The 25,635-nt window shown below is 70.5% G+C and carries 20 protein-coding genes; 8 read left to right on the top strand and 12 right to left on the bottom strand.

Annotated features, from left to right (window positions below):
* Nucleotides 1-26: 26 nt before the first annotated feature.
* Entirely contained in the window at nucleotides 27-2,327 is a 2,301-nt protein-coding gene (locus tag F4562_RS00310; RefSeq protein ID WP_184548385.1) for a HelD family protein, read from the bottom strand.
* 399 nt (nucleotides 2,328-2,726) lie between these two features.
* Here F4562_RS00310 and F4562_RS00305 point away from each other — a divergent pair, with 399 nt between their 5' ends.
* Entirely contained in the window at nucleotides 2,727-3,491 is a 765-nt protein-coding gene (locus F4562_RS00305; protein WP_184548387.1) for an NAD(P)H-binding protein, read from the top strand.
* A 1,014-nt stretch (nucleotides 3,492-4,505) separates the two neighbouring features.
* On the top strand, nucleotides 4,506-4,892 hold the full coding sequence (locus tag F4562_RS00300; protein WP_221207911.1) for a TipAS antibiotic-recognition domain-containing protein: 387 nt from the start codon (nucleotides 4,506-4,508) through the stop codon (nucleotides 4,890-4,892).
* A 313-nt stretch (nucleotides 4,893-5,205) separates the two neighbouring features.
* Here the strand turns inward: F4562_RS00300 and F4562_RS00295 are convergent, their stop codons facing one another.
* The 6 genes from F4562_RS00295 to F4562_RS00270 form a co-directional block, all read right to left on the bottom strand.
* Entirely contained in the window at nucleotides 5,206-5,712 is a 507-nt protein-coding gene (locus F4562_RS00295) for an acyl-CoA thioesterase (protein WP_184548389.1), read from the bottom strand.
* Nucleotides 5,709-7,379 (bottom strand): AMP-binding protein, encoded by a 1,671-nt coding sequence (locus F4562_RS00290; protein WP_184548391.1) that lies wholly within the window; start codon nucleotides 7,377-7,379, stop codon nucleotides 5,709-5,711. Before F4562_RS00290 ends, F4562_RS00295 begins: the two co-directional genes overlap by 4 nt.
* 216 nt (nucleotides 7,380-7,595) lie before the next feature.
* On the bottom strand, nucleotides 7,596-8,087 hold the full coding sequence (locus tag F4562_RS00285) for a cupin domain-containing protein (RefSeq protein WP_184548393.1): 492 nt from the start codon (nucleotides 8,085-8,087) through the stop codon (nucleotides 7,596-7,598).
* Nucleotides 8,088-8,163: 76 nt separating this feature from the next.
* Nucleotides 8,164-8,997, bottom strand: coding sequence for an SDR family NAD(P)-dependent oxidoreductase (locus F4562_RS00280; RefSeq protein ID WP_184548395.1), 834 nt, complete (start codon nucleotides 8,995-8,997; stop codon nucleotides 8,164-8,166).
* Nucleotides 8,998-9,081: 84 nt separating this feature from the next.
* Entirely contained in the window at nucleotides 9,082-11,436 is a 2,355-nt protein-coding gene (locus F4562_RS00275; RefSeq protein WP_184548397.1) for a bifunctional salicylyl-CoA 5-hydroxylase/oxidoreductase, read from the bottom strand.
* Nucleotides 11,437-11,508: 72 nt separating this feature from the next.
* Nucleotides 11,509-11,934 carry a RidA family protein gene (locus tag F4562_RS00270; RefSeq protein ID WP_221207912.1) on the bottom strand — a complete coding sequence of 142 codons (426 nt, stop codon included), beginning with the start codon at nucleotides 11,932-11,934 and terminating at the stop codon, nucleotides 11,509-11,511.
* A 91-nt stretch (nucleotides 11,935-12,025) separates the two neighbouring features.
* On the opposite strand from F4562_RS00270, the gene F4562_RS00265 reads away from it, so the two are divergent.
* The 6 genes from F4562_RS00265 (at nucleotide 12,026) to helR (ending at nucleotide 20,321) form a co-directional block, all read left to right on the top strand.
* Nucleotides 12,026-12,838: a fumarylacetoacetate hydrolase family protein gene (locus tag F4562_RS00265; RefSeq protein ID WP_184548401.1), complete on the top strand. Its 813-nt coding sequence runs from the start codon at nucleotides 12,026-12,028 to the stop codon at nucleotides 12,836-12,838.
* A 17-nt stretch (nucleotides 12,839-12,855) separates the two neighbouring features.
* Nucleotides 12,856-13,776 (top strand): acyl-CoA thioesterase, encoded by a 921-nt coding sequence (locus tag F4562_RS00260; RefSeq protein WP_184548403.1) that lies wholly within the window; start codon nucleotides 12,856-12,858, stop codon nucleotides 13,774-13,776.
* A 97-nt stretch (nucleotides 13,777-13,873) separates the two neighbouring features.
* Complete coding sequence (locus tag F4562_RS00255; protein WP_184548405.1) at nucleotides 13,874-14,719, top strand: PaaX family transcriptional regulator; 846 nt, start codon at nucleotides 13,874-13,876, stop codon at nucleotides 14,717-14,719.
* Between the two features lie 578 nt (nucleotides 14,720-15,297).
* The gene (locus F4562_RS00250) at nucleotides 15,298-16,713 is read left to right on the top strand and encodes an FG-GAP-like repeat-containing protein (protein ID WP_184548407.1); all 1,416 of its coding nucleotides are present in this window, start codon (nucleotides 15,298-15,300) and stop codon (nucleotides 16,711-16,713) included.
* Between the two features lie 161 nt (nucleotides 16,714-16,874).
* A complete protein-coding gene (locus F4562_RS00245) occupies nucleotides 16,875-17,573 on the top strand; it encodes a hypothetical protein (RefSeq protein WP_184548409.1) in 699 nt (232 codons plus the stop codon).
* A 600-nt stretch (nucleotides 17,574-18,173) separates the two neighbouring features.
* Nucleotides 18,174-20,321: an RNA polymerase recycling motor ATPase HelR gene (helR, locus tag F4562_RS00240; RefSeq protein WP_184548411.1), complete on the top strand. Its 2,148-nt coding sequence runs from the start codon at nucleotides 18,174-18,176 to the stop codon at nucleotides 20,319-20,321.
* 47 nt (nucleotides 20,322-20,368) lie between these two features.
* On the opposite strand, the gene F4562_RS00235 is transcribed toward helR, so the two are convergent.
* From F4562_RS00235 to F4562_RS00215, 5 genes are all read right to left on the bottom strand, one after another.
* Entirely contained in the window at nucleotides 20,369-21,115 is a 747-nt protein-coding gene (locus F4562_RS00235) for an SAM-dependent methyltransferase (protein WP_184548413.1), read from the bottom strand.
* Nucleotides 21,116-21,266: 151 nt separating this feature from the next.
* Nucleotides 21,267-23,069, bottom strand: a complete 1,803-nt coding sequence (locus F4562_RS00230; RefSeq protein ID WP_184548415.1) for a S8 family serine peptidase — start codon at nucleotides 23,067-23,069, stop codon at nucleotides 21,267-21,269.
* 93 nt (nucleotides 23,070-23,162) lie between these two features.
* Nucleotides 23,163-23,360 (bottom strand): cyanobactin biosynthesis system PatB/AcyB/McaB family protein, encoded by a 198-nt coding sequence (locus F4562_RS00225; protein ID WP_184548417.1) that lies wholly within the window; start codon nucleotides 23,358-23,360, stop codon nucleotides 23,163-23,165.
* Nucleotides 23,361-23,386: 26 nt separating this feature from the next.
* Nucleotides 23,387-25,369, bottom strand: coding sequence for a PatA/PatG family cyanobactin maturation protease (locus tag F4562_RS00220; protein WP_184548428.1), 1,983 nt, complete (start codon nucleotides 25,367-25,369; stop codon nucleotides 23,387-23,389).
* Nucleotides 25,370-25,463: 94 nt separating this feature from the next.
* Nucleotides 25,464-25,601, bottom strand: coding sequence for a hypothetical protein (locus F4562_RS00215; RefSeq protein WP_184548430.1), 138 nt, complete (start codon nucleotides 25,599-25,601; stop codon nucleotides 25,464-25,466).
* Nucleotides 25,602-25,635 lie beyond the last annotated feature (34 nt).

The following is a 25,635-nucleotide window of genomic DNA, read 5'->3' as shown; positions in this document are numbered from 1 at the left end:
CCCCGATATCAAAAAGTGTCCCCAGGTTAGGGCCTGTGCCGCTCAAGCCTCGACAGCATCGGCGGGAGATCTCCCCGGTGCGTCACGGTCAGCCGCCGGGTCGCGCGGGTGATCGCCACATAGAGGTCGTTACCGCCCATCGGCGTCTGGGTGAGGATCTCCTCCGGTTCGACGACCACGACGGCGTCGAACTCGAGCCCCTTGGCGGCGGTGACGGTGAGGACCGCGACGGGGACGTCGAGGACGTCGCCCTCCCGCGGGAAGAGCGCGGATATCCAGGCGTGCCGGGCGTCGGGCACGATGACGGCCAGACGCCCTTCTCCGATCTCCGCCAGCTCGTCCGCCACCAGCGCCTCCAGCGCGGCGGGGCCGCCGGGGGCGTCCGGGTCGAGGCGGACGGCACGCGGCGGGCTGCCGCCGTCGCGGACCGACTCGGGGGGTTCCTGGTCCGGCGCGACCGCGCGCAGCACGTCGGCGGCCACCCGCATGATCTCCACCGGGGTGCGGTAGCTGACCAGCAGGTGCTCCTGCCGCCACCGGCCTTTGACGTACGGATCGAGCATCTCCTCCCACGAACGAGCCCCGGCCGCGGAACCGGTCTGCGCGATGTCGCCCACCACGGTCAGCGAGCGCGCCGGGATGCGGCGCATCACGGTGCGCCAGGCCATCGCCGACAGCTCCTGCGCCTCGTCGACGATGACGTGCCCGTACGCCCACCGGCGGTCGCGGCGGGCCCGTTCGGCGGTGGTGATGACCGGGCCGGTGTCGCGGTGGCGTCCGGCCAGGATGTCGGCCGCCATCATCTCGTCCTCCAGCAGGCCGGTGAACTCCAGCACGCCCCGGGCGTAGCGTTCCTCGGCCTCGCGCTCCTCCTCGGTGGCCCGCACGACATCGGCGGGAGGACCGGCGTCCTCGTCCTCGCCGAGGAGTTCGGCGGCCTCGTCCAGCAGGGGCACGTCGTCGACCGTCCACGGCGCGCCGGGCGGTCGCAGCAGCGCGGCCCGTTCCTCCTCCGACAGATCGGGGGCGGCCGAGCCGAGCGCCTCGGAGGAGGTGAGCAGGTCGGCGATCAGTTGTTCGGGGGTCAGCGACGGCCACAGCCCGTCCACCGCGTCGCGGACCGCGTCCTGCGACCACAGCGCCTTGCGGGCGTAGCGCAGGTCCTCCTCGTCCGGGGGCGAGCCGAGCTGTTCGGCCTCGTCCGCGGCGAGCGCCTTCAGGATGTCCATCATGAAGAGGCGGCGGGCCACGTTGTGCGGGTGGCGCGAGGTCCTGGCCCGGTCGCGGGCACGCACGCAGGTGTCATGGTCCACGGTGAGCGTCATCCGCTCGACCACCACCTCCACCCCGTCGCGCAGTGATGTCCGCACGGTGATCGCGACCCACAGGTCGCCGTCGGGGACGCGCTGGCGGTCGCGCAGCGCAGCGGCGACGACACCGGCCATACGCGCGTCACCCTTGACGACGGCGGTGGCCGGGGTGTCGGAGGCGGTGGCGCGCACGCCCGGGTACAGCTCGCCGAGGCTGGACAGGACCACGTCCGTCTCGCCCAGGGAGGGCAGCACCTGACCGATGTAGCGGGAGAACAGCGGGCTGGGGCCGACCACCAGGATGCCGCGCCGTTCCAGGGTGGTGCGGTGGGTGTAGAGCAGGAAGGCGGCGCGGTGCAGCGCGGCGACGGTCTTGCCGGTTCCGGGGCCGCCCTGCACCACCAGGGCACCGGCCAGGCCCGAGCGGATCACCCGGTCCTGCTCGGCCTGGATGGTGGCGACCACGTCGCTCATCCGGCCGGTGCGTTCCCGCCGCAGGGCGGCCAAGAGCGCGGCCTCGCCCACCAGTGTCCGGCGGTCGCCCTCGCTGAGGCGCTCCAGGTCGAACACCTCGTCGTCGAGGCCCACCACGGTACGTTCGCGTAGGTGCAGGTGGCGGCGGCGGACCAGCGACTCCGGGGTGGCGGGCGTGGCGGTGTAGAAGGGGCGGGCCGCGGGAGCGCGCCAGTCGGTGAGGATGATCTCCCGGTCCTCGTCGCGCAGGCCGATCCGGCCGATGTAGAGGGTCTCGCCGTCGGTGTCGTCGATCCTGCCGAAACACAGGTCGCGCTCGACGCCGAACAGTTGCGCCAGGCGGCGGGCGTGCTCGCCCGCGGCGACCTCACGCTCGACCCTCGCCTGGTGGGAGCCTCCGCTCTCGCCGCGCGCGTACTCGGCGCGCAGGGCGGCGGCGGTCTCCTTCCTGGCGGTGTCGAGACGGTCGTAGAGCCTGGTGACATGGACCTGCTCGGCCTGGAGGGGCTCAGCGAGCGCGGAATCGTGTTGACGGAGCTCCATATCTTTGATAGACTCCTGACGAGAGGTGTTTTATTTTTCGCGGGCGCTCTAGTGTAGCGTGATCTCCGCGTTCCCTCGTGCGGCATCGACGTTCCTCTTCTCGGGTGCCGTCATCCCACCGTTCGCGGTCCTGCCCGGTTTCCTCCTCCCGAAGCTGACCCGGGCCCCAAAGGGGTGCGAGCGGCGCGAGACGCCGTTCGATCACCAGATCGTCGTGTCCGACACCGGCTCCTACGGCGACCTCGTCTTCGGCCTCCTGGAACTCCTGGGGACCTCCTACCGGCCGGCGCCGGCTGCCCCGCCCCGGTCGTCCCGGCCCTGCCGGGCCACCGGAAATCGGGTGGCGCCGAATCATCCGCCGGTAGTTCACTGGGATGATCATCTACAGGGGGTCCCTCAATGATCGTGATCTCGGCCGCCTCCGGTGCGCTCGGTCGTCTCGTCGTCGACAATCTCCGTGCCCGGACAGAGGTGGTGGCGGTGGTACGCGATCTCGGACGCGCTCCCGAGGGCGTCCCAGCACGGCACGGTGACTACGACGACCCGGCGAGCCTGCGCGCGGCGTTCGACGGAGCCAGTCGTCTCCTTCTGATCTCCTCCCCGGAACTGGATCCCAGTCGCAAGACCAGGCAGCACCTGGCCGCCGTGGCCGCCGCCGAAGCAGTCGGTGTCGGCGCCATCGCCTTCACCAGCTTCCTGGGAGCCGGTACGGTCGCCACCGGCATGACCGAGGCCTACCACGCCACCGAACAGGCCATACTCGACAGCGGCCTGCCGTACACGATGCTGCGTCATCCGTTCTACAGTGACGCGTTCGTCCCGCGGATCTCCGGTGGAGAGCTCACCGGCAGCACCGGGGGCCGCGGTCTGAACACGGCATTCCGCTCGGATCTGGCCGAGGCGGCGGCGAATGTCCTGGTGGGCGAGGGGCACCTGGGCAGGGCGTACGACTTCACCGGCCCGCTGTGGAGCCATCCCGAGGTGGCCGCGGCGCTGGGAGTGACCTACCGAGAGGTGCCGGACACCGGCCCGGGCCCCATGAGCTGGATCAACGGCCTGGTGCGCGCGGGCGCGCTGGAGCAGCAGACCCCCGATCTGGAACGGGTGCTCGGCAGGCCCGCCGAGACGGTCGTCTCTCGTCTGCTGGGCCGGCGCACGCCGTAGGCCCTCGGGCGGGACGCGGGTGCCGGTGGCCAGGTGGTAGCCGATGGCCGTGCAGATCCCGCCGGGCGCCAAAGCCGTGAGTGCTCGCCGCAGTCCCGAGGCGCGTGAGGTCACCTCGACGACGACGTCGTAGCCCTGGCGGACGTCCCGGACGACGGTGGCGCCGAACGATGTGGCGATCGCGCACCGGCCGGGGTCGGAGTCGAGGTAGTGGACGGCCGCGGCTCCGTAGGCGGCCAGTGTCCTGTCGGTCGTGGTCGCGCACTTGGGGGTGAGGCCGTGGCGGCAGGGCGGGCAGCTCACACCCGCAAAGCCTCAGACTCGCCCAGCCCAGCCGCGGCCGGCACCACCTTCGTGGCCTCCTCGACCAGTCCGCTCTTGCGGCGCTCCGACAGAGCCCCCGCCGAGACTGCGAATGGGCGGCGTCATGGACCCGGTGATCATCGAACAGCTCGGCCGCGACCCGCAAACGTAAACGCGCCGCCGTCTCCTCCTTCTGCCGATGGGCCGTCCGCCAGGACCGCCTCGACACCGCGCTCGGGCGGCCTGCCCGGCCTCCTTCGATCGCGTACTCCACGCGGTGCGCGCCATCACCGTGCCAGCCGATCGCGATGGCCTTGCCGCCGTCGCGCGAGAGCTCCGACAACCGAGGTTCTTCTGTGACGTCCATCCACTGGATCTGCACCGCCAGGGTCCAGGCGCCGCAGGGGCCGACGAGGATGATCCCGTCTTCGTCACTGGGCGTCTCATCACCCTGGAAGCCGAGTCCGATCTCCTCCAGCGTGAGCGTCGTCGCGCTGCCCAGGTCCGCCGAGCCGCCGGGCTGCCGTTCGGGTCCGCGAGCACCCCTCAGGAGGCGTCCGGGGGCTGCCTGATGTCCACCCAGCCCGCCCCGGTAAATCGTTTGTCAACCTGGTTCCACCATGCCATGGTTCGTCATGGCCCGGTGGCCGGTCATCGTTGGCGATCCGGCAACCACTCCAGGAACGTTTTCATCGGAAAGGCGCTAATAAATTGACAGGCATCAAGAACATGGACGAACAGTACGCGGATATCTGCCGGAAATCCCTGGCCGAGGAGCAGGAGCGGAGCCTGTCGGCCACCGGCGGCTGGGCCCATGTCAACAAGGATCAAGTCCACAAGGATTGGCATGATCTCTACAGCGAGATGGCGAGCCGCCTAGAAGGGGCACGACCGGAGGATGACCACATCCAGTTGTTCATCGAGAGACATTTCGAGATAGCCTGCCGTTTCTACACCCCGACCAAGAATGCCTATATCGGTATGGCGATCCTCTATTCGGAGGACTCCGCCATGAAGGAATTCCATAATTCTTACCATTCCGATATGGTTGACTTTCTGGGCGATGCCATGTACGCGTACGCTCAGAAGCGACTCTGAGTCTGATCACCGCGCTCCTGGTCCTACCGCGGCCGGGGGTCGTGTCGATCCCGCCGCACCGCTCTTCGGATCCGCCTCGATCCTGCCACCTTGGTGCTTGGAGGGTGTCATATTCCTCGCTGGGCCGGTTATCGCCCATTCGTATTGTTCGACGACGGACCCGACGCCGCTCAGGTTGTGACCTGCCACCGGGCACACTGGCCCGTGCGTCCCAGGCTCGGGGCTGCTGCCCTGACCCACTGAGCGAGGGGCCAGGGCAGCTGTACGCGAACGTGTCCGCGGCCCCCCTCCCGTTCATGCAGAAGGCTCCGACTCAATCAGGCCGAGGTTCTTCCTGCGGTAGGCGCTGGAGCGCGGCCACCCACTCGACTGGCCAGGGAGTGCTGGAGACCGGAACCGCACTGTCACGGCCAGGCTCGACGTGCACGGTCACGTAGCGGCCGCTCGCAGCCCTGGTGCGAGGCCGGCCGTGCAGTTCCTCCCCCCAGATCTCGAACCGGAAGGACATCGACGCGGTCCCGAGGCACTCCAGCTCGACCACCGCGGTCACCTGCTGGCCGAAGCACAGGGGTGCCTCGAAGTCGACCTCGAAGCGGACTCTCGGCGCTCGGGGAAAGTACTGCCACAGTCCGCGAGAGCGCATAAGTTCGGCTTCGGCCGCCTCGGCATAACGGGTCACCGTGGAGTTGTGGTAGATGCCTGCGGCGTCGGTGTCGATCCATTCCACCCGCGTGCGGTGGACGCCTCGCAGTGTGTGCGTAAGCGCGGTCACCGGATCAGCGGTCACGGCGCCGCCCGCGCTTCCGGCCTGCGTGCTCATCGCTGGTGCTCCAACGAGACCGAGGCAACGTCGGCCTCGTCCTCCGCAGCGGCCGCTCGCAGGACATGACGCTGGATCTTGCCACTGGGGTTGTAGGGCAGCGACGTGACGAAGCGGATCTCGCGCGGGTACTTGTACGGTGCGAGGGTCTGTTTGACGTGGTCCTGGATCTGTCGGGCCTTGGCCGAGTCGGCTGGGATTCCATCCTTGAGGACAACGAAGGCGCACACGATCGTGCCGCGGTCAGGGTCGGGTTTGGCGACGACGGCGGATTCGAGGACGTCATCGTGGGTGTTGATGGTCGCTTCGACTTCGGGTGCGCCGATGTTGTAGCCGGAGGAGACGATCATGTCGTCGGTTCGCGCGCAGTAGTAGAAGTAGCCGTCGGCATCCCGGTAGAAGGTGTCGCCGGTGACGTTCCAGCCGTTGACGACGTAGCCGGCCTGACGATGGTCGTCGAGGTAGCGGCAGCCGACGGGGCCGATGACCGCGAGCTTGCCTTCGACGCCGGGTGGCAGTTCGTTGCCGTCGGGGTCGAGGATCGTGGCTCGGAAGCCGGGAAGCGGTTTGCCGGTGGCGCCGGGGCGGATGTCGTCTCCGGCTGCGGAGATGAAGATGTGGAGCATCTCGGTGGAGCCCATCCCGTCGATGACGCGCAACCCGATGGCGTGTTCGATCCGCTCCCAGACCGGTCGGGGGATGTGCTCGCCGGCACTCACTCCGACACGCAGGCCGCTCAGCCGGCCGATCTTGCCTGCTTTGAGGATCTGCCGGAACGCCGTCGGCGCGGTCGCCAGAACGGTGACGCCGTGCTCTTCGACAAGGTCGGCGAGCCGTGCGGGTGCGGCTCCTTCGGTGAGGAACATGCAGGCGCCCGCGCGCAGCGGGAAGACCACGAGCATGCCGAGGCCGAAGGTGAACGCCAGCGGGGCGGTGCTGGCGACGACGTCGTCGGGACGCAGCCGCAGGAGCGTCCGGCCCGCGGTGTTGTCGATGGACAGCAGGTCCCGGTGGAAGTGGGTGGTGATCTTCGGTGTGCCGGTGCTGCCGGACGTGGGGCCGAACAGGGCGACGTCGTCGGCCGCGGTCGCGACGTTGTCGAAGGCACCCGACTTCGCCGAGCAGCGGATGGTCAGGTCCTGCCCGCTGTCGGCGCCGAAGGTGACGATCTGGAGGTCGGGAGCTTCAGTGTCGCGGATGGTGCGCACGTCGTCGGCGTAGCGGTGGTCGACCAGTGCGATGGATGGTCTGGTCTTGGCGATGACGGGGCTGAGGTCGCGGACGCGCAGGGCGGCCATGGTGGTGACGGCGATGCCGCCTGCTTTGAGGATCCCGAACCAGGAGGCCACGGCCCACGGGTTGTTCGGTGAGCGCAGCAGAACCCGGTTGCCGGGTTGGAGCGCGAAGTCCTCGGTGAGGACCTGGGCCACCTGGTCGGCGCGCCGTTGCAACTCGCCGTAGGTCCACATCTCGCCGGTGTCGGTGCGGATCGCGGGCCGGTCGGGGCCGTAGGCCGCGATGGTGGCGTCGAGGATCTCACCTGCGGCGTTGAGCCGGTCGGGGTAGTTCAGGGCTTCGGTGGTGAATTCCAGGTGCGGCCACAGTTCGGCGGGCGGCAGGTGGCCACGGGCGAAGGTGTCGGTGTGGGCGGTGGGTGACAGCTGCATCGCTGGTCCTTCCGGTGGGAAGCATACGCCCTCACAAGGAGGGCGCCGGGGGGTTTCACCGTCCTGCCCGCCTCGACGATCGTGTGCAAGGACGCCGCCTGCTCAGCGTGCGGCGGTGTCGGCAGGACGGTCCGACCTGGGAGCGGCTCGGACAAGGCGCGGCGCCAGGGCGATGGTGCTGATCATCGGGAGAGGCGGGAAGTCGTGGTTGGGCTCTCAGGGCCGGTTCGTCCAGTGGCGCAGGGCCTCGTCGGCGATGTCGGCGAGGTTGACGACGATGTTGTCGGGGGTGCGGGTGGTCATCCAGGTCAGCGGCTTGTTGCGGTCGAGGTTGCATTCGACGTGGGGCATGAACGGCGGGACGAACACCCAGTCGCCTTCTTCCATGTCGATGTAGTCCTCGTACTCGGCGCCGAAGTAGATGCGGGCCCTGCCGGACAGGACGTAGCCGCCGGTCTCGGCCTCACCGTGGTGGTGGGGGACCGACCGGTATCCTGGGTCGTTGCTGACCTTGCCGAACCAGATGCGGGTCGCGGGCGTGTGCTGGGGGCTCACGCCGGAGATGCGGGAGGCGCCGTCGGACTGGCCGGTCTGCGCGGACTCCAGGCCGCCCCGGGTGACGACGGGGATGACCAGGCCGCTCTCGGTGGCGTACATGGAGTTGTCGCCGTCGAGCCGGTAGCCGAGGTCCTTGTCGGTCGGTTGCATGATGTGCTCCTGGAACGTGGTGAACGAAGAAGGGGGAACGGGCCGGCCGGTGGTCGTCCGCGCTCGGTCGGCGATGTCAGGTGGCGGGGGCTGCGCGGTTGAGGATGCGGCGGGTGCTGCGGGGCATGGAGACGCTGAAGCCGCCATCGATGGGCAGGTCGATGCCGGTGATGAAGCCGGACAGCGGACTGGCGAGGAAGACGACGGCGTGGGCGACGTCGTCGGGCTCGCCCCACCGGTCCAGGGGGACGAGGTCGAGGGCCGCGTCGCTCAGTTCGGGGTCGCGGGTGTAGGCGGTGTTGATGTCGGTGTCGATCCACGCCGGGCTGACGGAGGTGACCCGTACACCGGAGGGGCCGAGTTCGGCGGCGAGCGCCTGGGTGAGGTGGCGGATCCCGGATTTGGCTGCGCCGTAGGGAGCGATGGCGGGCCAGGGGGCGTGGACGGCGATGGAGGAGACGTTGACGATGGTGCCGGTGCGGCGCTCGGCCATGCCGCGGCCGAGCCGCTGGCAGAACAGCAGGGTGCTGGTCAGGTTGAGGTCGAAGACCTTCTGCCATCCTTCGGGCCGCACATCCATGATCGCGGCCTGGAACCTGGGGCCGCCGGCGTTGTTGACCAGGACGTCTACGGGGCCGAGGTCGTTCTCGACGCGGGTGCAGGCGGCCTCGATCTGCTCGGGCACGGTGACGTCGCAGCCGACGACGAGCGCGCGGCGGCCGAGTGCGCGGATCTGGGCGGAGACCTTGTCCAGGTCGGGAAGGGATCGTCCCAGGACGGCGACGTCGGCGCCGGCTTCGGCGAGCCGCAGTGCGCAGGCGGCGCCGATGCCGCGCGATGCCCCGGTGACCAGGGCGTTGCGCCCGGCGAGCGGTCCGGAGCTCTGGGAAGCGGTGGTTCTGGTGTTCATGGGCGTCCTTGCGGGCGGGGTCCCGGCACCCGCGCACTGGAGGCGGGTGCCGGAGTGTCCAGGTGTCCGGGGTGGGCGGGCCGGTCAGGGGCGCCAGCGGGCGTGGCGGGTGATGGTGGTGCCTTCGCGGATGAGCTGGAGGCGGGGCTTGGGGCCGTCGGTCCGGCCGGTCTGGGGCCTGCGGCTTCCGCCGCGCCAGGGCAGCGGCCAGGTGGCGCCGGGTCCGGTGTAGTCCTGTTCGGCGGCGGCGTGCAGGGTCCAGTTGGGATCGTAGAGGTGGACGCGGCCGAGCGCGCACAGGTCGGCGCGGCCGGCCAGCAGGAGGGAGTTGACGTCGTCGTAGGAGGAGATGACGCCGACGGCGATGGTAGGGATTCCGACCTTGTTGCGGATCTGGTCAGCGAACGGCGTCTGGTAGGAGCGGCCGAACGCGGGGCGCTCGTGGGGTGCGACCTGTCCGGTGGACACGTCGATGGCGGCGGCCCCGGCGTCGGCGAAGGCGCGGGCGATGTGGACGGCGTCATCACCGGTGATGCCGTCCTCGATCCAGTCGGTGGCTGAGATCCGGACGGTCATCGGCTTGTGGGCGGGCCAGACCTGCCGGATGGCGGCGAAGACCTCCAGCGGGTAGCGCAGCCGGTTGTCCAGGGAGCCGCCGTAGGCGTCGGTGCGCTGGTTGGTGACCGGGGAGATGAACGACGACAGCAGGTAGCCGTGGGCACAGTGCAGCTCCAGCAGGTCGAATCCGGCGGCGTCGGCGCGGCGGGCGGCGTCGGCGAACTGGCGGGTGATCTCGGCCATCTCCTCGACGCTCAGCTCGCGCGGCACCTGGTTGACGCCTTCGGCGTAGGGGATGGGGGAGGGGGCGACCAGCTCCCAGTTGCCGGACTCCAGGGGCTGGTCGATGCCTTCCCACATGAGGCGGGTGGAGCCCTTGCGGCCGGAGTGGCCCAGCTGCAGGCCGATCTTCGACTGGCTTTCGGCGTGGACGAAGTCGGTGACCTGCCGCCACTTGTCGGCTTGGGCGTCGGTCCAGATCCCGGCGCAGCCGGGGGTGATGCGGCCGGTGTCGGAGACGCACACCATCTCGGTCATGACCAGTCCGGCGCCGCCGAGGGCCTTGCCGCCCAGGTGGACGAGGTGGAAGTCGGACGGCATGCCGTCGACGGCCTTGTACATGTCCATCGGCGAGACCACGACCCGGTTGGCCAGGTGCAGGCCGCCGAGCCGGAAGGGGTGGAACATCGGCGGGGTCGCGGCGACGTCGCCGGGTCGCCCCTGGTGTCCGGCGAACCAGCCGTCGATGGCGGCGACGAACTCCGGGTCGCGCAGGCGCAGGTTGTCGTAGGTGATGCGGCGGCTGCGCGTCAGGATGTTGAACGCGAACTGCTCGACGTCCTGGTCCATGTACTGGCCGAGGTTCTCAAACCATTCCAGGCTGGCCTGGGCGGCGCGCTGGGTGGAGTGGACGACGGGCTTGCGCTCGTTCTCGTAGGCGGTGAGCGCGGCGTCGACGGTGGGGTGCTCGTGCAGGCAGGCGACCAGCGCGAGAGAGTCCTCCATCGCGAGCTTGGTGCCCGAGCCGATGGAGAAGTGCGCGGTGTGGGCGGCGTCGCCGAGGATGACGATGTTCTCGTGCCGCCAGCAGGCGTTGCGGACGGTGGTGAAGCTGATCCACTTGCTGTTGTTCGCGAGGATCTCCCCGCCGTCCAGCGCTTCGGCGAACAGCTCCCGGATCTTCGCGATCGACTTCTCGTCCGATTCGCCCGGGGCGTACTCGCGGGCGGCGAAGGCGTCGAAGCCCGCGGCACGCCAGACGTCCTCGTGCATCTCGGCGATGAAGGTGCTCCCTGAGGCGTCGTAGGGGTAGGCGTGGCCCTGCATGACCCCGTAGGGGGTCTCCAGGATGAAGAACTTGAACGCCTCGAAGACCTTGTCGGTGCCCAGCCACATGTACTTGCAGGCGCGCTGCTCCAGGTCGGGCCGGAACGACTCGGCGTACCGGGTGCGTACCGCGGAGTTCAGCCCGTCGGAGGCGACCACGAGGTCGTGGGACGCCGCGAGCTCGGCGACGTCGGGGGCCTCGGCCCGGAAGTGGATGGTCACGCCGAGTTCCAGGCAGCGGGCCTGGAGGATCTCCAGCAGCCGCTTGCGGCTCATCGCGGCGAACCCGTGGCCGCCGCTGGTGAGCACCCGGCCGCGGTGGTGAACGTCGATGTCGTCCCAGCGTGCGAACTCCGCACACATCTGCGCGAAGACCTGCGGGTCGGCGTGCTCGATGCCGCCGAGGGTCTCATCCGAGAAGACCACGCCGAACCCGAAGGTGTCATCGGGGGCGTTGCGCTCCCACACGGTGATCTCATGGCCGGGCTCCAGCTGCTTGGCCAGCGCCGCGAAGTACAGGCCGCCGGGCCCGCCTCCGATGACCGCTATGCGCACGATGCCTCCTGAATGACGTTGGGTCGCCCCAAAATATCGCGCATTTAAGACGACCGTTAATAAAGCGAAATATCAGTAGTCGACCTGGGCGGCCTTCGTGCCGCGGTCGGGGATGACGGCGACGCCGAGGATCTCGATCATGGCTTCGGGCTGCCAGAGCGCGGTGCAGCCGATGCCGGCCATCGCCGGGTAGACCGGCCCGGCCAGCTCGCGCCAGACCTCGCCGATCTCACGGCCGTGCGCCTGGTAGTCGGGGATGTCGGTGAGGTAGATCGTGATGCTCACCAGGTCCTCGGGTTCGCCGCCCGCCTCCCTGAGGGTGGTCAGGACGTTGCTGAACGCCTGGCGAAACTGCGCGACGATCCCGCCCTCGACGATGCGCATGTTCTTGTCCAACGCCGTCTGTCCGCCCAGGTAGAGGGTGTTGCCGTGCAGTGTGCCGTGCGAGTAGCCGCTGGGCTTGGGCAGGGACGTGGGGTTGATGGGCTGGGGCTTCACGGCTGCTCCTCGCGGGTTCGGATAGTGTATTGACAATATCTGACGATCGTGAAATATGCGATACATTCACTGCCGTCAAGGAGGCACGATCATGAAGCTGGCCACGGTGTCCGCCCCGGACGGGGTGACCCGCGCGGCCGTCCTGGACGGCGGCGTGTGGCGGGCGCTGCCCGCCCCCGACCTGTCGGCGTGGCTGCGCGGCGGCCGCGACGGCACCCCCGGGCAGGCGCTGGCCGACTGGGAGCCGGTCAACCCGCTGCCCACCCCCGGAAAGGTGATCTGCTGCGGCCTCAACTACGCCGAACACATCGCCGAGACCGGCCGCGACCTGCCCGCCCACCCGACCCTGTTCGCCAAACACGCCGACACGCTCCTCGGCCCGGACCAGGAGATCGTCGTCCCCGAGAACGCGGCGGTGGACTGGGAGGCCGAGCTCGCCGTCGTCGTCGGCGCCCCGCTGCGCCGCGCCGGCCAGGCCGAGGCCGCCGCGGCGATCGCCGGCTACACCGTCGCCAACGACATCTCCATCCGCGACTGGCAGAAGCGGACCCTCCAGTGGTTCCAGGGCAAGGCCTGGGACGCCACCACCCCCATCGGCCCGATCGTCGTCACCCCGGAGGAAGCCGATCCGGCCGCGGGCCTGGACATCTCCTGCCGCGTCAACGGCGAGGTCGTCCAGCACGCGAACACCCGCACCCTGGTGTTCGACTCACCCGCCCTGCTGGCCTACATCTCCACCTTCACCGTGCTGCGTCCCGGAGACCTCGTCCTGACCGGGACCCCCGGCGGGATCGGCGCCGCGATGGACCCGCCCCGCTTCCTCGCCGACGGCGACATCGTCGAGACGCGGATCGACGGGATCGGAACCCTGCGCAACCGCGTCCGGCTCACCCCCTCGACCTGAACTGGAGACAAACCACCATGGACCCGAACCCCACCTCGCAGATCCTCACCGCGGCCCTCACCCTCACCCCCGTCGAGGCCGAGCACGGCGACGAGGCCTACCTCGCCACCACCCAGGACTGCCCCTGGCCCAAGGCCTACGGCGGCGACCTCGTCGCCCAGGCCGCGGTCGCAGCCATCCGCTCCGCGGGCGAAGACCGCACACTGCACTCCATGCACAGCTACTTCATGCGGCCCGCCGAGATCGGCGGCGAGGTCCGCTACGAAGTCGAAAAGCTCCGCGACGGCCGCGGCTTCTCCACCCGGCAGATCCGCGCATACTCCGGCGGCAAGCTCGCCTACATCGCCCTGGCCTCCTTCCACACCGGCGAGCGCAGCGGCGAGCACCAGGCGCCGATGCCCGAAGGCCTGCCCGACCCCGAATCCCTGCCCTCCAGCGCCGAATACCTGGAGCCCGAGCAGCCTGGGACCGACGCCTGCGGTGACATGACCAAGGAGTCGAAGGCCTACTGGTCCTACGGCCGCAGCTTCGACATGCGGCACGTGCCCGGCCCGGTCTATCTGACCGTCGAAGGCGGAGCCGTCCCCCACCAGGCGATCTGGGTCAAGCCGTTCGACACGCTCCGCCCGGTCCCCGGCCTGACCGACGCCCAGCGCGACCTGGCGGCCTTGGCCTACGTATGCGACTACACCATCCTGGAGCCGGTCCTGCGACTGCTCGACCTGCCCTGGGCCACCCCCGGCCTGGTCACCGCCAGCCTCGACCACGCCATGTGGTTCCACAAGCCCGCCCTCATGGACGGCTGGCTGCTCTACGCCCAGGAAGTCGGCGCCGCCGGCGCCGGACGCGGCCTCGGCGTCGGCCGGTTCTTCACCCGCGACGGCCGGCACCTGGCGACCGTCGCCCAAGAAGGGATCATCCGGCCCCGATCGGCCTGAAGGCCAGCGGGAACTCGGCATCCTGACGGTGGTTGAATCTGCGTGACAAGGCGCATCCTGGTCAGGGAAGCGCCCGGAGACGACGAAGGACCACCGGATGGCAGACGACGACGAATTCACCGGCCGAGGCCAGACCCCCCGCGCGTTGATCGTCACCGTGTACGGCCTGTACGCGCGCGAGGTCGGCGGCTGGATGAGCGTCGCCTCCGTCATCCGGCTCCTGGGCCGGTACGGGGTCGACGCCCCCTCGGTCCGCTCTGCGGTGTTCCGGCTCAAACGGCGCGGCCTCCTGGTCTCGGAGAAGAAGGACGGCGTCGCGGGCTACGCCCTGTCGCAGGATGGCCACGCCATCCTGCGTGAAGGCGACCGCCGCATCTTCGAACGCCGCCGCGCGACTCTCGACGACGGATGGCTTCTGGCGATCTTCAGCGTGCCGGAGACCGAGCGCGACAAACGCCACCAGCTGCGCTCGCGCCTGTCGTGGCTCGGATTCGGTACTGTCTCGGCAGGTGTGTGGATCGCCCCCGCACACCTGCTCGACGAGACCAAGGACGTGCTGACCCGCCATGGGCTCGCCTCCTACGTCAATCTCTTCCAGTCCCACCACGTGGGGTTCGAGGACATCGCCGGACAAGCCCCCGCGTGGTGGGACCTCGCCCGGCTCCAAGCCCTGTACCAGGAGTTCCTCGACTGTCACGGCCCCGTCCTGGAGCGGTACAAGAACGGAGGCGAGATCGATCAGCCCGAGGCGTTCACCGACTACATCGCGGCCCTGACCGACTGGCGCCGTCTTCCCTACTCCGACCCGGGACTCGCGGTGGAGGTCCTGCCAGGCGACTGGAACGGCGTACGAGCGGCCGACACGTTCTTCGAGCTTCACGAAAGGCTGGCCAAGCCCGCGCACGAGTTCGTCGAGTCCGTACTGCGCACCCCCGCGGAGTGACCCGCTTACCGACGAATACGGCTCACCGCCCAGCCCGCACAACAGCAGCCGGGCCCTTCCTGACATTCACGCGATCACCCTGAAACGCCGCGTCATGAGCCGGAGACCGCCGATGCGTCTCGCCCTCGACCGGCCGCGCGTGATGCGGTCCTTGCGTATCCGGTCGACGCTGCGTCCGATGCGGTTTGTTGCTTACCCCAAAGCAGCGTCGGGTGGGCGAGGAGCCCGGCCGCGTCGTGTCATCTCCGCAGCGGATGAACGGTCAGCCCCGCGGGCGATGCCGGGCCTGCCCCGGCCCGTCAGAATCGGGGGCCGTGAACGCCAAGAAGATCATGTGGTCGGTGGCACTGTTCAGGGGCGGAGCGTACACGCCGGAAAAGGCCGGCCGAGTAGGCCGGCGCCTTGAGTGGATGCGGGTCATCAGCCCTTGGGAGCCGTGGTCCTCGCGCGCCGCGGGTCGGTGCGGAAGGGCCGTCGCCCCTTTCTCCCGTACGTGGTCCGCCATCGGGGAAGGCCCCCGCGGATCCCGTCCGGGTGAACGGCGGGACCGCGTGCCCACCGTCGCGCTCACGCGACGCGTGGCGATCGCTCTGACGATCGCCCTGGGGCTGGCGGGTTGTTCGGCGGACCCGGGGCCGGCCCGGGACGGAGTCTCGGCGAAGACATCGGCCGCGGTGCCGGACCGGGGATCGGGCGGGCGGGACACGGCCTCCGCACCCCGCGGCGAACCCGCGCTGCCCGACGACTTCAACGGGGACGGCATCCGCGATCTGGCCATCGGCGACACCGGAGCCGGGGCCGGCGGCGTGGCCGAGGCCGGAGCGGTGGCGGTGCTGACCGGGTTCGGGGCCGGCGCGGGCGCCGTCTCGCCTTCCCGCCTCACCTGGAACGACAGCGGCACCGAGGCGCGCCCGCAGGACTGGTTCGGCAGCGTGATGACCAGCGCGGATTTCAACGGGGACGGGTACGCGGACCTGGCGGTGGCCGCCATCGGCCGCGACGAGCCATCTGACGAGGACGTCGGCGGCGTGACGGTGACGATGGGCGGCCCTTCCGGTCTCACGGCTTCCGCCCCCGCCGCGCGGCTCGACATCCCGGCCGAGCGGCGCACCCACAAGGGCTCCCTGATGGCCTCCGGCGACGTGGACGCCGACGGGTTCCCCGACCTGATCGTCGGAGACTCGACCTGGACCTTCCATGTCGTACACGGTGGTCCCACGTTCCCCGCGGGTGCCCAGGCCTGGCCGTTCGACCTGGGGGAGGAGCGGGGCGACCTCGTCGTGGCGGACGTCACGGGCGACAAGGTGGCCGACGTCGTGACCCTCCTGGGGGACCGCGTCGAGGTCCGGGCCGGGGGCCGTGAGGGCCTGGCCGTACCCGTGGTGACGCCACTGGACCGCCGGGGTCGGGGATACCAGGTCCACCGGATCACCGTCGGCGACGTCGACACCGACGGCAAACCGGATATCGTGGTCAGCGGCCTCCGGGGCCCCGACGCCGGGAAGTACTACCGGGGGGAGATCACCGTGTTCCACGGGGGATCGGTCCGGCGCACCGTCCTGGACGGGAAGACCCCCGGGATGGAACCGTTCAAGACCCGCCCCACGGGATTCGCCAGGATGTCGACGGCGGTGACCGACATCGACGGCGACCACGACACCGACCTCGTCGTCACCCTCCCCGACAGCGACGCGTTCCTGCTCGTGCGGAGCGGACGCGGCGGTCTGACCCCTTCCACGGGCACGCTCGCGGGAGGCGGGAGAAACGAGAGCCGCACCGTCAAGCTGATCGATCTGGACGGCGACGGCCGCACGGAACTGGTCACGTCCGGCCAGGTGACGGGAAAGGTGACCGTGAGCACCTGGTCGAAGGGGTGGAAGAGCTCGCTGGAACTGGGGCCGGGGGAGAACGGCCTCAGCGGCACAGCGCCGGAGAAGGCGGTGGAAGAACCCGTCTGGGTCTTTTTCTCCTCCTGGCTCACGTTCACCGTCTGAGTCACCGGAGGCTGCCTCCGACGTCACCGGCCTGGTTCCGGGGCCGGTTCGCACACCAGGTGGCGAAGCCCCCGTCACTCGCGCGGGGAACGCCGCAGGGCCCGGCGCAAGCGGCCTTTCCTACCTCCCCGCGCGAATCGAACGCGTACGAAGGATGATCCATGTCTGCTCCCGTCGTCGCCCCGGGAACGCTCGGCCGAACGGCCGTCCTCTCCCGCCGGCACGCGTTCCCGTCCCGGCCGTCTCCCGGGCCTCGTGCCCGCGGCGCGCTGGCCACCGCGGCGGCATTGCTCGCCGTCGTCGTACTCCCCGGATGTGCGGCGGACTCCCGCCCCGCGCCGTCCCCCTCTCCGCGGGCACACGGGCTGGTGATCCCGCCGCCCCGGGAAGCGGGCTCCTTCGTCCTCGACGAGGACGGCATGTGGCCGTTCATCGAACGTGAGGAGATGATGCGCAACCGGCCGCTCATCGACGAACTCCCCGGGAACATCCCCGTGCATGACGCGGTGAACGCGCGCTACAGGGAGACCCCCGAGTCCAGGGGTGGGAAGTGGACCAGGAACATGATCTTCTACGGGTACACCATGCAGATCGGCAGCGATCGGTGGCGGCTGGCCGTCGACCACATCATCAAGAAGCTCCTGAAAGGCAAAGACCCGACCCGCAGGTTCGACGTCCCGCTGAGGTCGTCCGCCGGGCATGCCACCTGCATCGGTCTCAAGGGGCCGGGGGCGGGATCGGAGGAGGGCATCTGCGTCTGGGCGGACGAAGGTACGGTCGGGGTGATGAACAGCACGAGCATCGGCACCGCTGAACTCGGGACGGCGCTTCCCGCCTTCCACGCCGCCGTCCGGCGCTGACCACGGGCCTTCGCCGGCGTCGCGGTGATGCGCGACTGCACGGCGGGCCCGGTGCGGTGGGGCACCGGGACGGCGTGCGGGGGCAACTCGCGCCGATGGTGGCCGGCCGCGTCATCGACGGGGGCTGATCGCCCGGCAGTACGAGCAGGCGGGCTCGTACGCCACCGCGCTCAAGCCGCACGCCGGTGAGGCCGGCGGTACCGCCGTACGCGGCGTGCCGCCGCTTCACGAGGAGGTCGTCCGTCCGCAGCGGACGATGAGGGGAAAGGGGAACACCCACGCCTTTCCACTCTCAACGTATAGCGCACCGGGGGGCTTGCCACAAGACCCGGGTCGTGCCGCAGAATCGTCGGCCGAGGCCAGAAGCTGCGGAAATCGGGGGATGCGAAGTGCGTGTGTTGTTGTCGACGTATGGGTCACGCGGGGACGTCGAACCGGTGGTGGCACTCGCGGTGCGGTCGCGGGAACTCGGCGTGGAGGCGCGAGTGTGCGCGCCGCCGGACGAGGGGGTCGCGGAACCGCCGGCCGGTGTCGGCGTGACCCACGCGAGATCGTCGAGCCGGGAAAGCGCCTCGTTCACCTCAGATCGGAGCCGATGACGTGAACCCTTCGACCACCAGCGCGTTCGACCTTCCCGACCACCTGTCTCCCAAGGCCGCCCCGGCGCTGATCGCCGGCGATGAGCAGCACTTCGCGGCCATCGCGGAGAGCCTGGAGCAGGCGATCGCCGACCTGTCCGACCGCCTCGATGCCGAGCGCAGGGCACCCGGTGGCATAGGCCGGGCGGCACTGGACCGGGACCTGGAGATCCACCGGCTGACCGCTCGCCTGCGCGCGCTGCGTCGTTTCGGTCTGGACCTGTGCCTCGGGCACATGGTCAGCGCGGACGACCCCGAGCCCGTGTACGTCGGACGACTCGGTCTCACGGACAGCGCGGGTCGCCGGCTGCTGCTCGACTGGCGTTCCCCCGCGGCCGAGCCGTTCTTCGGAGCGACCCACGCCAACCCGATGGGGCTGGCGAGCCGCCGCAGGTACCGCTGGACCCGCGGCCGGGTCAGCGACTACTGGGACGAGGTGTTCACCGCGGACGGGTTCGAAGGGCATGCCGCGCTCGACGACCAGTCCGCCTTCATCGCCAGCCTGGGCGGCAACCGGTCGGGCCGGATGCGGGACGTGCTCGGCACCATCCAGGCCGACCAGGACGCCATCATCCGCGCGGGATCCCGCGGCGCTCTCGTCGTCGACGGCGGCCCGGGGACGGGGAAGACCGTCGTCGCCCTGCATCGCTCCGCCTACCTGCTCTACTCCGACCCTCGCCTCGGTCACCGCCGGGGTGGCGTGCTGTTCGTCGGTCCGCACCAACCCTACCTGGCCTACGTCGCCGACGTCCTGCCCAGCCTCGGAGAGCAGGGTGTGCGGACCTGCACCCTGCGGGACCTCGTCGCCGAGGGAGCCGCGGCGGCGGCCGAGACCGACCCGGACGTGGCTCTCCTGAAGTCGTCCGCGAGCCTGGTGAAGGCGATCGAGACAGCCGTCAGGTTCTATGAGAACCCGCCCACCAAGGGGATGACGGTCACGACCCACTGGTCCGACGTCCGGCTGAGCGCCGACGACTGGGCCGAGGCGTTCGAGGCACCGGCACCCGGTACTCCGCACAACGAGGCGCGTGACCAGATCTGGGAGGAACTGCTCACGATCCTGGTGGACAAGCACGACGACGACGTCCCGGCCGACCTGCTCCGCAGGTCGCTGCTGCAGGACAGGGAACTGCTCACGACCTTCAACCGCGCGTGGCCGCTGATCGAAGCGGCCGACCTCGTCGGAGACCTGTGGTCGGTCCCCGCCTACCTGCGGATGTGCGCTCCCTGGCTCAGCCCCGATGACGTCAGGAAGCTGCAGCGCGAAGACGCCCAGGCCTGGACGGTGTCCGACCTGCCGCTCCTGGACGCGGCACGGCAGCGGCTCGGCGACCCGGAGGCGTCGCGACGCAAGCGTCGGCATGACGCCTCCGTCGCCGCCCGGCGCGAGCGCATGGCGCGGGTCGTCGACGACCTGATCGAGGCCGACGACTCCGAAATGCTCGTGATGTCGATGCTTCGCGGTGAGGACATGCAGAACACCCTGGTCGACGAGAGCGCACTGCCCGGCACCGAACCGGACCTCCTCGCCGGTCCGTTCGCGCACATCGTCGTGGACGAGGCTCAGGAACTGACCGACGCGGAGTGGCAGATGCTGCTGCTGCGCTGCCCGTCCCGGAGCTTCACCATCGTCGGGGACCGAGCCCAGGCCAGGCACGGGTTCACCGAGTCGTGGCAGGAACGGCTCGAGCGGATCGGACTCGACCGGATCAACCTGGCCTCTCTGAGCATCAACTACCGGACGCCGGAAGAAATCATGACGGAAGCCGAACCGGTCATCCGGGCCGTGCTCCCGGACGCCAACGTGCCGACCTCCATCCGCAGCGGCGGCGTCCCCGTCGTCCACGGATCTGTTTCGGATCTGGGCTCGGTCCTCGACACCTGGCTCGCCGCGCATGCCGACGGGATCGCCTGCGTCATCGGCGATCCCACGTTCCAGGCGACGTCCCGCGTCCGGTCGCTGACCCCGGAGCTGTCCAAGGGGCTCGAGTTCGACCTGGTCGTCCTCATCGACCCGGAGGCGTTCGGCGAGGGCATCGCAGGAGCGGTCGACCGCTATGTCGCGATGACCCGGGCGACCCAGCGACTCGTCATCCTCACGAGCTCCTGACGTCGGCCGCCCGGCACAACCACCGGACGGCCCCGACCGGAACGCTACTACCGGCTGCCGAGACGGAGCAGGAGGGTCACGAAGCCCAGGATGTCCCGGTAGCCGTTGAGCCACATGTCGCGGTGGTCGCGGGCGGCGGCCAGGGCGGCGTCACCGTCGGGACCGGGATGGTCGAGCGCCCAGCGGGTGAGGGACCCGGTCCAGGACCATTCGTACTCGTCCCAGTCGGCACGCGTGCTGGTGTAGGCGTAGACGGTGGCGTAGCCGGCGTCCTCCGCCCGGTTCACCGTTCCCGCGAGGTCGGCGTACTCCTCCGGCTCCGCGCCGAGCCGGGCCAGGGTCTGCGGCGGGGGAGGCTTCTCCCAGAAGCCCTCTCCGACCAGAGCCTGCCCCGCCGGGTGCAGGTGGCGTCGTACGGCGTGCAGGGTTTCGGTCAGCCCGCCGAAGGCGTGGGTGGCGCCCACGCACAGCACGAGGTCGTACGGTTCGCCGGCGGTGAAGTCCGCAGCGGCGAGGTGGTGCAGTCGCATCCGGTCGGTCAGCCCGCGGCGGGCGGCTTCTCCGGCGGCGGAGGTGAGAGCGGCTTCGGAGACGTCCACCCCGTCCGCGGTCGCCTCCGGGTAGAGCTCCAGGGCCCGCATGGTCCACTCCGCCCCTCCGCACCCGAGGTCGAGGATGCGCGCCTCGGGCCGGAGTCGTGCCCGCCTGAGCAGTCGTTCCAGTTGTGCGTCATCGATCGGGGCGGCGATGGGGTGGTCCCGGTGGGCGATGTGGCTGATCAGTTGCCGATCCATCCCCAGGACTATGCCGGATGAGGCGATCAGGACAAAAGCCATCAGATCTTCCGGAAGTATCACGATTGGGAATGGGTCGCAGGCACACCGCCGGTGGGAGCGGTCGAGCGCCGCCGCCGAGCCTTGGACGGGGTGCCCGTCCGCACGTGGATCAGGGCAGTAGGTGGCGCACCCAGACGTTGGGCTCGACGTAGACGGCATGGTCGTGGGCGAGTGCGCAGTGCACGGGCACCAGCGCACCGGGCACCGTGACGGGGCCGTCCGTGTCGAAGGGCAGCCGGGTCCATCGGCGCCACTGCGCCAGGGAGCCGGCGACCACCATGGAGGCCGAGGCGATCGAGTCGATACGGCCGCCGGCCCTGACATGGGTGCGCAGCCACGGGTCGGCGGGCAGGCCGTCGGCCCGGGTGCGCCGGGCGTACTCGGCCATGGGGGTGGCGGGCTCGCGGTGCTTGCGGGTGGGGCGTACCGGGGCGACCACCTGGCGCAGGCCGGTGACCTGGGCGGCGTTCTTCAGCGCCGCCAGCAGCGCGCCCGCCAGGCCGGCGCGCTGCTGGTCGTGCCGGACCACGATGGCGAGCAGTCCCAGGGTGTCGGGCGGGCTGCCGTCCTGGAGGTCGGCGAAGGCCCAGGTGAGAATCTCGTCCCAGCCTCCGTCGGGCAGCTGCCCGCGTCCGGGTGCGGACAGCGCAAACGGCACCCCCCAGCCGCGTCCGACGACCGATCCACCGGCGTCGGTGGCGACCACGCCGAACTGGGGGAAGCGCTGCTGGAGTCGCGCGTGTGCGGCCCACCGGCCGGCCATGTCCTTGCCCAGGAAGGCGGGGGAAGACGGCTGGGCGATCTCCGCCTGGGCGAGGTGAGGTCGTTCGGCGATCGTGGTGACCGTCGCCGCCCGGGGTGACCGCCTCACCGGCCGGTCCGCCGGGACGACGGTGGGGGGAAGCGCGCCGCATGGCCGGGCCGGCGCGGCGGCGTGGACGAGGCGGGTCGCGGCGGGCAGATCGAGGTAGCCGTCCAGGCAGCGTTCGACCTGGCCGCCGGATTGCCCGGGGGTGCATGGGCGGGCGGTGACGAGCAGCGCGTCACGGACGGCGAGCGGGTCGGCCGCTTGGCCGAGCCGGCGCTGCAGGCTCAGCAGGAGGGCGGCGACGCCGGTGACCAGGGCGACGGCCGCGCAGGTGCCCTTACGGGCCTGGACGCCGCCACCCGGTGTGGCACCCAGGACCGCCTCGCCCAGGGCGGTGATGCCGTGCCCGCGATAGGCCGGCCCGAAGTTGCTGAAGCGGAACATGGTGCCGTCGGCGCGGTGCGCGCCGACGGCCAGCACGCCCGGGAGGACGGCCGGGGCGATGCCGCAGTGCCCGTGGTCGTTGCCCGCCGGGGCGACGATCAGTACGCCCGCGTCGAGTGCGCGGTTGACGGCGCGTTTGAGCAGCTCGTCGGCGTCGCCGGAGGCGGTGTGGTACGGGACGGTGAACTGGATGACGTCGGCTCCGGCCTCGAGAAGCTCGTCGACGGCGCGGGCGGCGTGCAGCGGATCGGGCGAGGTGTGCCCGTCGGAGGTGTCCGCCAGGGATATGCCGCGGCAGCGCGGGGCCAGGCCGGGCAGGACGCTGCCGGGCTGGCCGAACAGCACGCTGGCGGTGAAGGTGCCGTGCTCGACCAGGCCCGGGTCGTCCGCGGCGGGGGGAAGCCACCAGGGAGGGAGGACCCGCAGGTCGGCCCCCTCCAGGCAGGGGTGCGCGGTGTCCGGGGGGCCGTCGTAGAAGCCGATCGTGATGTCCGGATGGCCGTGGGTGTACTGCCACAGCTCGGTGACGCCGGCGACGGCTTCGGCGGGAAAGCGCGGACACGGCGGGATGGATCGGCCGGAATCGCTTTTGCCGGTGCGGTTCCCGTCCGGAACGGGGCCGCCCGTCGGGCAGGAGGGCGGGGACGGCGGAAGGTTCATCGGCGGCCTCGTACTGGTGCGGCGGTCGGGTGGGGAAGAGCGGGGCCGGGAGCCGGGGATCGGCCCCGCCCCTCCTGATCCGGATGGCGCGTCTTACCGGGCGGAGAGTTTCGCCTGCTCGTAGCCCGGCAGCGTGTAGGCGGCGGGATCGTTGACGTTGGCGCTGTAGGTGAGGTGGACGCGCACCCGGTCCAGGTGCTCGGCGGTGGGTGGATGAAGGCCGATGGTGGTGTACGGCGGCAGCGGATCGGGCCGGCGCACCGGGGCCGTCTGCGGGGGGAACATGGGCATGATCAGTCTCTTTCCCGGCCGGTGGATCAGGCTTCGGGCCAGCTGCGGACCGGTCCGAGGGTGACCGGCATGACGTCTTTGACGTCGACGGTGAAGCGGTAGACACGCTTGGCCCGCTTGCTGTTGTCGGGGTCGAAGAAGCGCAGCTTGACGTCCCAGCAGTCACTGTCGGGCCGGCCGTAGGGACTCTTCTCCACCTCGATGTTCTGCAGCGCCATGCCGCGTCCCAGCGCTTCGGCCAGGGTCTGGCGGGCCTGGACGGCGTTGGTGGCGGCGAAGTTGAGCGCCCGGTCGCGGGAGGTGGCGCCGAAGTTGCGCAGGTCGTAGTAGATGCGCGTGAGGAAGTCGGACACCGCGTCGGTCAGCCGGGCACGGTCGTTGTCGTTGCCGCGCTGGTTGTGCTGGGGAACCTGGCACTCCTGGGTGACGGCGTGGGCGAGACCGGCCACCGACCAGCCGTACAGGCCGCGGGTGAGGTTGATCTCGATCACCGGCACCACCTGGCCGGAGAACAGCTTCACGGTGCGTCCGGGCAGGGCGCCGGGCACCGAGACTCGGTCGACGAAGTCGACGTCGTCCTCGGTCTTGAGCTGGCGGGCGAGGAACTCGGTCAGCCGCTCGTACACCCCGGGTGCGTAGCCGCCGACCGGTTCGACGGCGTAGATCGGGGTCAGGTCCAGGTTGAGCGTCCAGATCAGCGGACGCGCCTCGGACGGGTTCTCCCGCAGGTAGTCGACCATCTGGCGGGGATCGTAGGGGTTGGCGGGCAGGCTCACTCCGTCGGCCTCGACCGGTGGCATGAGCTGTTTGAACGTGTCACGCCGGGCCTCGGTGCCGAAGTCATAGCCCAGCGTTCCCAGTGCGTACACCAGCCGCCGCGCCGCCGGTTTCCCCTGTTCGGCCGAGGTCACCACACCGGTCTGCGGAGCGGGCGCCGTCGCGGCCGGGGCCCAGGGCCGCGCCGCCGGCGTCGGCGCGGTGACCGCGGCGGGGACGAAGACGTCGTCCGCGGCGCAGTCGCAACCGCCCTGCCCGTCCGTGGCGGACTGGAGCGTGGTACCGCAGGAGAGGGTGACGGCCCGCTCGCCGGCATCGACGGCAGGAGCCGGATCCGGGGAGGAGATGGGCGCGGAGGTGGTGGTCACAGCATTCACCGCTTTCGTGATGTCGAGTGTTCCGGCCAGGTGGCGCGCGCAGGTCCCGTCCCCGAGCCGGGCCGTGTCGCAGGGGGTGGCGGACTCCAGCAGGAGTCTGCCGACGGCGCCCGGGTCGGGAGCGTCACCGCGTCGCCGTTGCAGGCTCAGCAGCAGCGCGGCCACGCCGGCCACGATCGGCGCGGCCAGGCTGGTGCCGCTCATCCGGGTGGTGCCGCCGCCGGGCACCGCGACGAGGATGTCGTGTCCTGGGGCGAGCAGGCCCTGGCGGCGGCTGCCGGGCCCGAAGTTGCTCGTCGGCAGCGGGCGCCCGGCCTCGTCGCAGGCGCCGACCGCCAGCACGCCGGGCAGTGAGGCCGGCACGTGGTCGCAGAAACAGCCGTCGTTGCCGACCGCGGCCACCACCAGCACGTTCCGTTCGCGGCATCTGTCGATGGCGCGGGTCAGCACGTCCTCCGCCTCCTCGGCGCCGGCGAGCTGCCCGCCGCTGACGTTGATCACATGGACGCCGGAGTCGGCCGCCAGCTCGATGGCGCGGGCCAGCTCCAACTGCGAGGTGCGCCGCCCCCGGGCGAACACCGGCACGCTGACCGCCCGGCAGGCGGGCGCCACGCCGGGAACCGGGCCGTCGTGCCGCCCGAACAGCACCCCGGCCACCGCCGTGCCGTGAGCGGCCGAGGTTCCCGAATCCGCATCCCCCGGCCAGGCGTGGCTCGGCTGTGTCAGCTTGCCCTCGGCGAAGACGGGGTGCCGGTCGTCGACCGGGCCGTCCACGACGGCCACCCCGATGTGATCATCGCCGGTGGTCAGGTCCCACAGCCGAGCCAGCCCCGTGACCGCTGACACCTCGCCCATCGCAACGAACTCCCGTGTGCCGGATACCGGTGTTCCCTGACGTCGAGAGGTGAGTGCCGGCGCCGACCGGCGCCGGCACTCACCCGGTCACCGACTACTCGTCGCCCTCATCGGCGAACGGGAAACGGAAGTCAGTGATCGACTGGCCGACGCCCGCGGCGTCGAGTGAGGCGGCTCCGGTGATCGTGCGCTCGACCGGGGCGGCCAGGGTGGGGATGAGCTTGTCGGACATGGTGATACGCCCTTTCCTGCTCGATGGGATCGGC

It is taken from the genome of Streptosporangium becharense, assembly GCF_014204985.1.
GTDB classification, from domain to species: domain Bacteria; phylum Actinomycetota; class Actinomycetes; order Streptosporangiales; family Streptosporangiaceae; genus Streptosporangium; species Streptosporangium becharense.
The sequence above is the reverse complement of the archived record's forward strand: the minus strand, read 5'-3'. Positions and strand labels throughout refer to the sequence as shown.

Coding starts and splice junctions, on each gene's coding strand:
- F4562_RS00310 (WP_184548385.1), bottom strand. CDS start 2,327: ATGGAGCTCCGTCAACACGATTCCGCGCTCGCTGAGCCCCTCCAGGCC.
- F4562_RS00305 (WP_184548387.1), top strand. CDS start 2,727: ATGATCGTGATCTCGGCCGCCTCCGGTGCGCTCGGTCGTCTCGTCGTC.
- F4562_RS00295 (WP_184548389.1), bottom strand. CDS start 5,712: ATGAGCACGCAGGCCGGAAGCGCGGGCGGCGCCGTGACCGCTGATCCG.
- F4562_RS00290 (WP_184548391.1), bottom strand. CDS start 7,379: ATGCAGCTGTCACCCACCGCCCACACCGACACCTTCGCCCGTGGCCAC.
- F4562_RS00285 (WP_184548393.1), bottom strand. CDS start 8,087: ATGCAACCGACCGACAAGGACCTCGGCTACCGGCTCGACGGCGACAAC.
- F4562_RS00280 (WP_184548395.1), bottom strand. CDS start 8,997: ATGAACACCAGAACCACCGCTTCCCAGAGCTCCGGACCGCTCGCCGGG.
- F4562_RS00265 (WP_184548401.1), top strand. CDS start 12,026: ATGAAGCTGGCCACGGTGTCCGCCCCGGACGGGGTGACCCGCGCGGCC.
- F4562_RS00260 (WP_184548403.1), top strand. CDS start 12,856: ATGGACCCGAACCCCACCTCGCAGATCCTCACCGCGGCCCTCACCCTC.
- F4562_RS00255 (WP_184548405.1), top strand. CDS start 13,874: ATGGCAGACGACGACGAATTCACCGGCCGAGGCCAGACCCCCCGCGCG.
- F4562_RS00245 (WP_184548409.1), top strand. CDS start 16,875: ATGTCTGCTCCCGTCGTCGCCCCGGGAACGCTCGGCCGAACGGCCGTC.
- F4562_RS00235 (WP_184548413.1), bottom strand. CDS start 21,115: ATGGATCGGCAACTGATCAGCCACATCGCCCACCGGGACCACCCCATC.
- F4562_RS00230 (WP_184548415.1), bottom strand. CDS start 23,069: ATGAACCTTCCGCCGTCCCCGCCCTCCTGCCCGACGGGCGGCCCCGTT.
- F4562_RS00225 (WP_184548417.1), bottom strand. CDS start 23,360: ATGCCCATGTTCCCCCCGCAGACGGCCCCGGTGCGCCGGCCCGATCCG.
- F4562_RS00220 (WP_184548428.1), bottom strand. CDS start 25,369: ATGGGCGAGGTGTCAGCGGTCACGGGGCTGGCTCGGCTGTGGGACCTG.
- F4562_RS00215 (WP_184548430.1), bottom strand. CDS start 25,601: ATGTCCGACAAGCTCATCCCCACCCTGGCCGCCCCGGTCGAGCGCACG.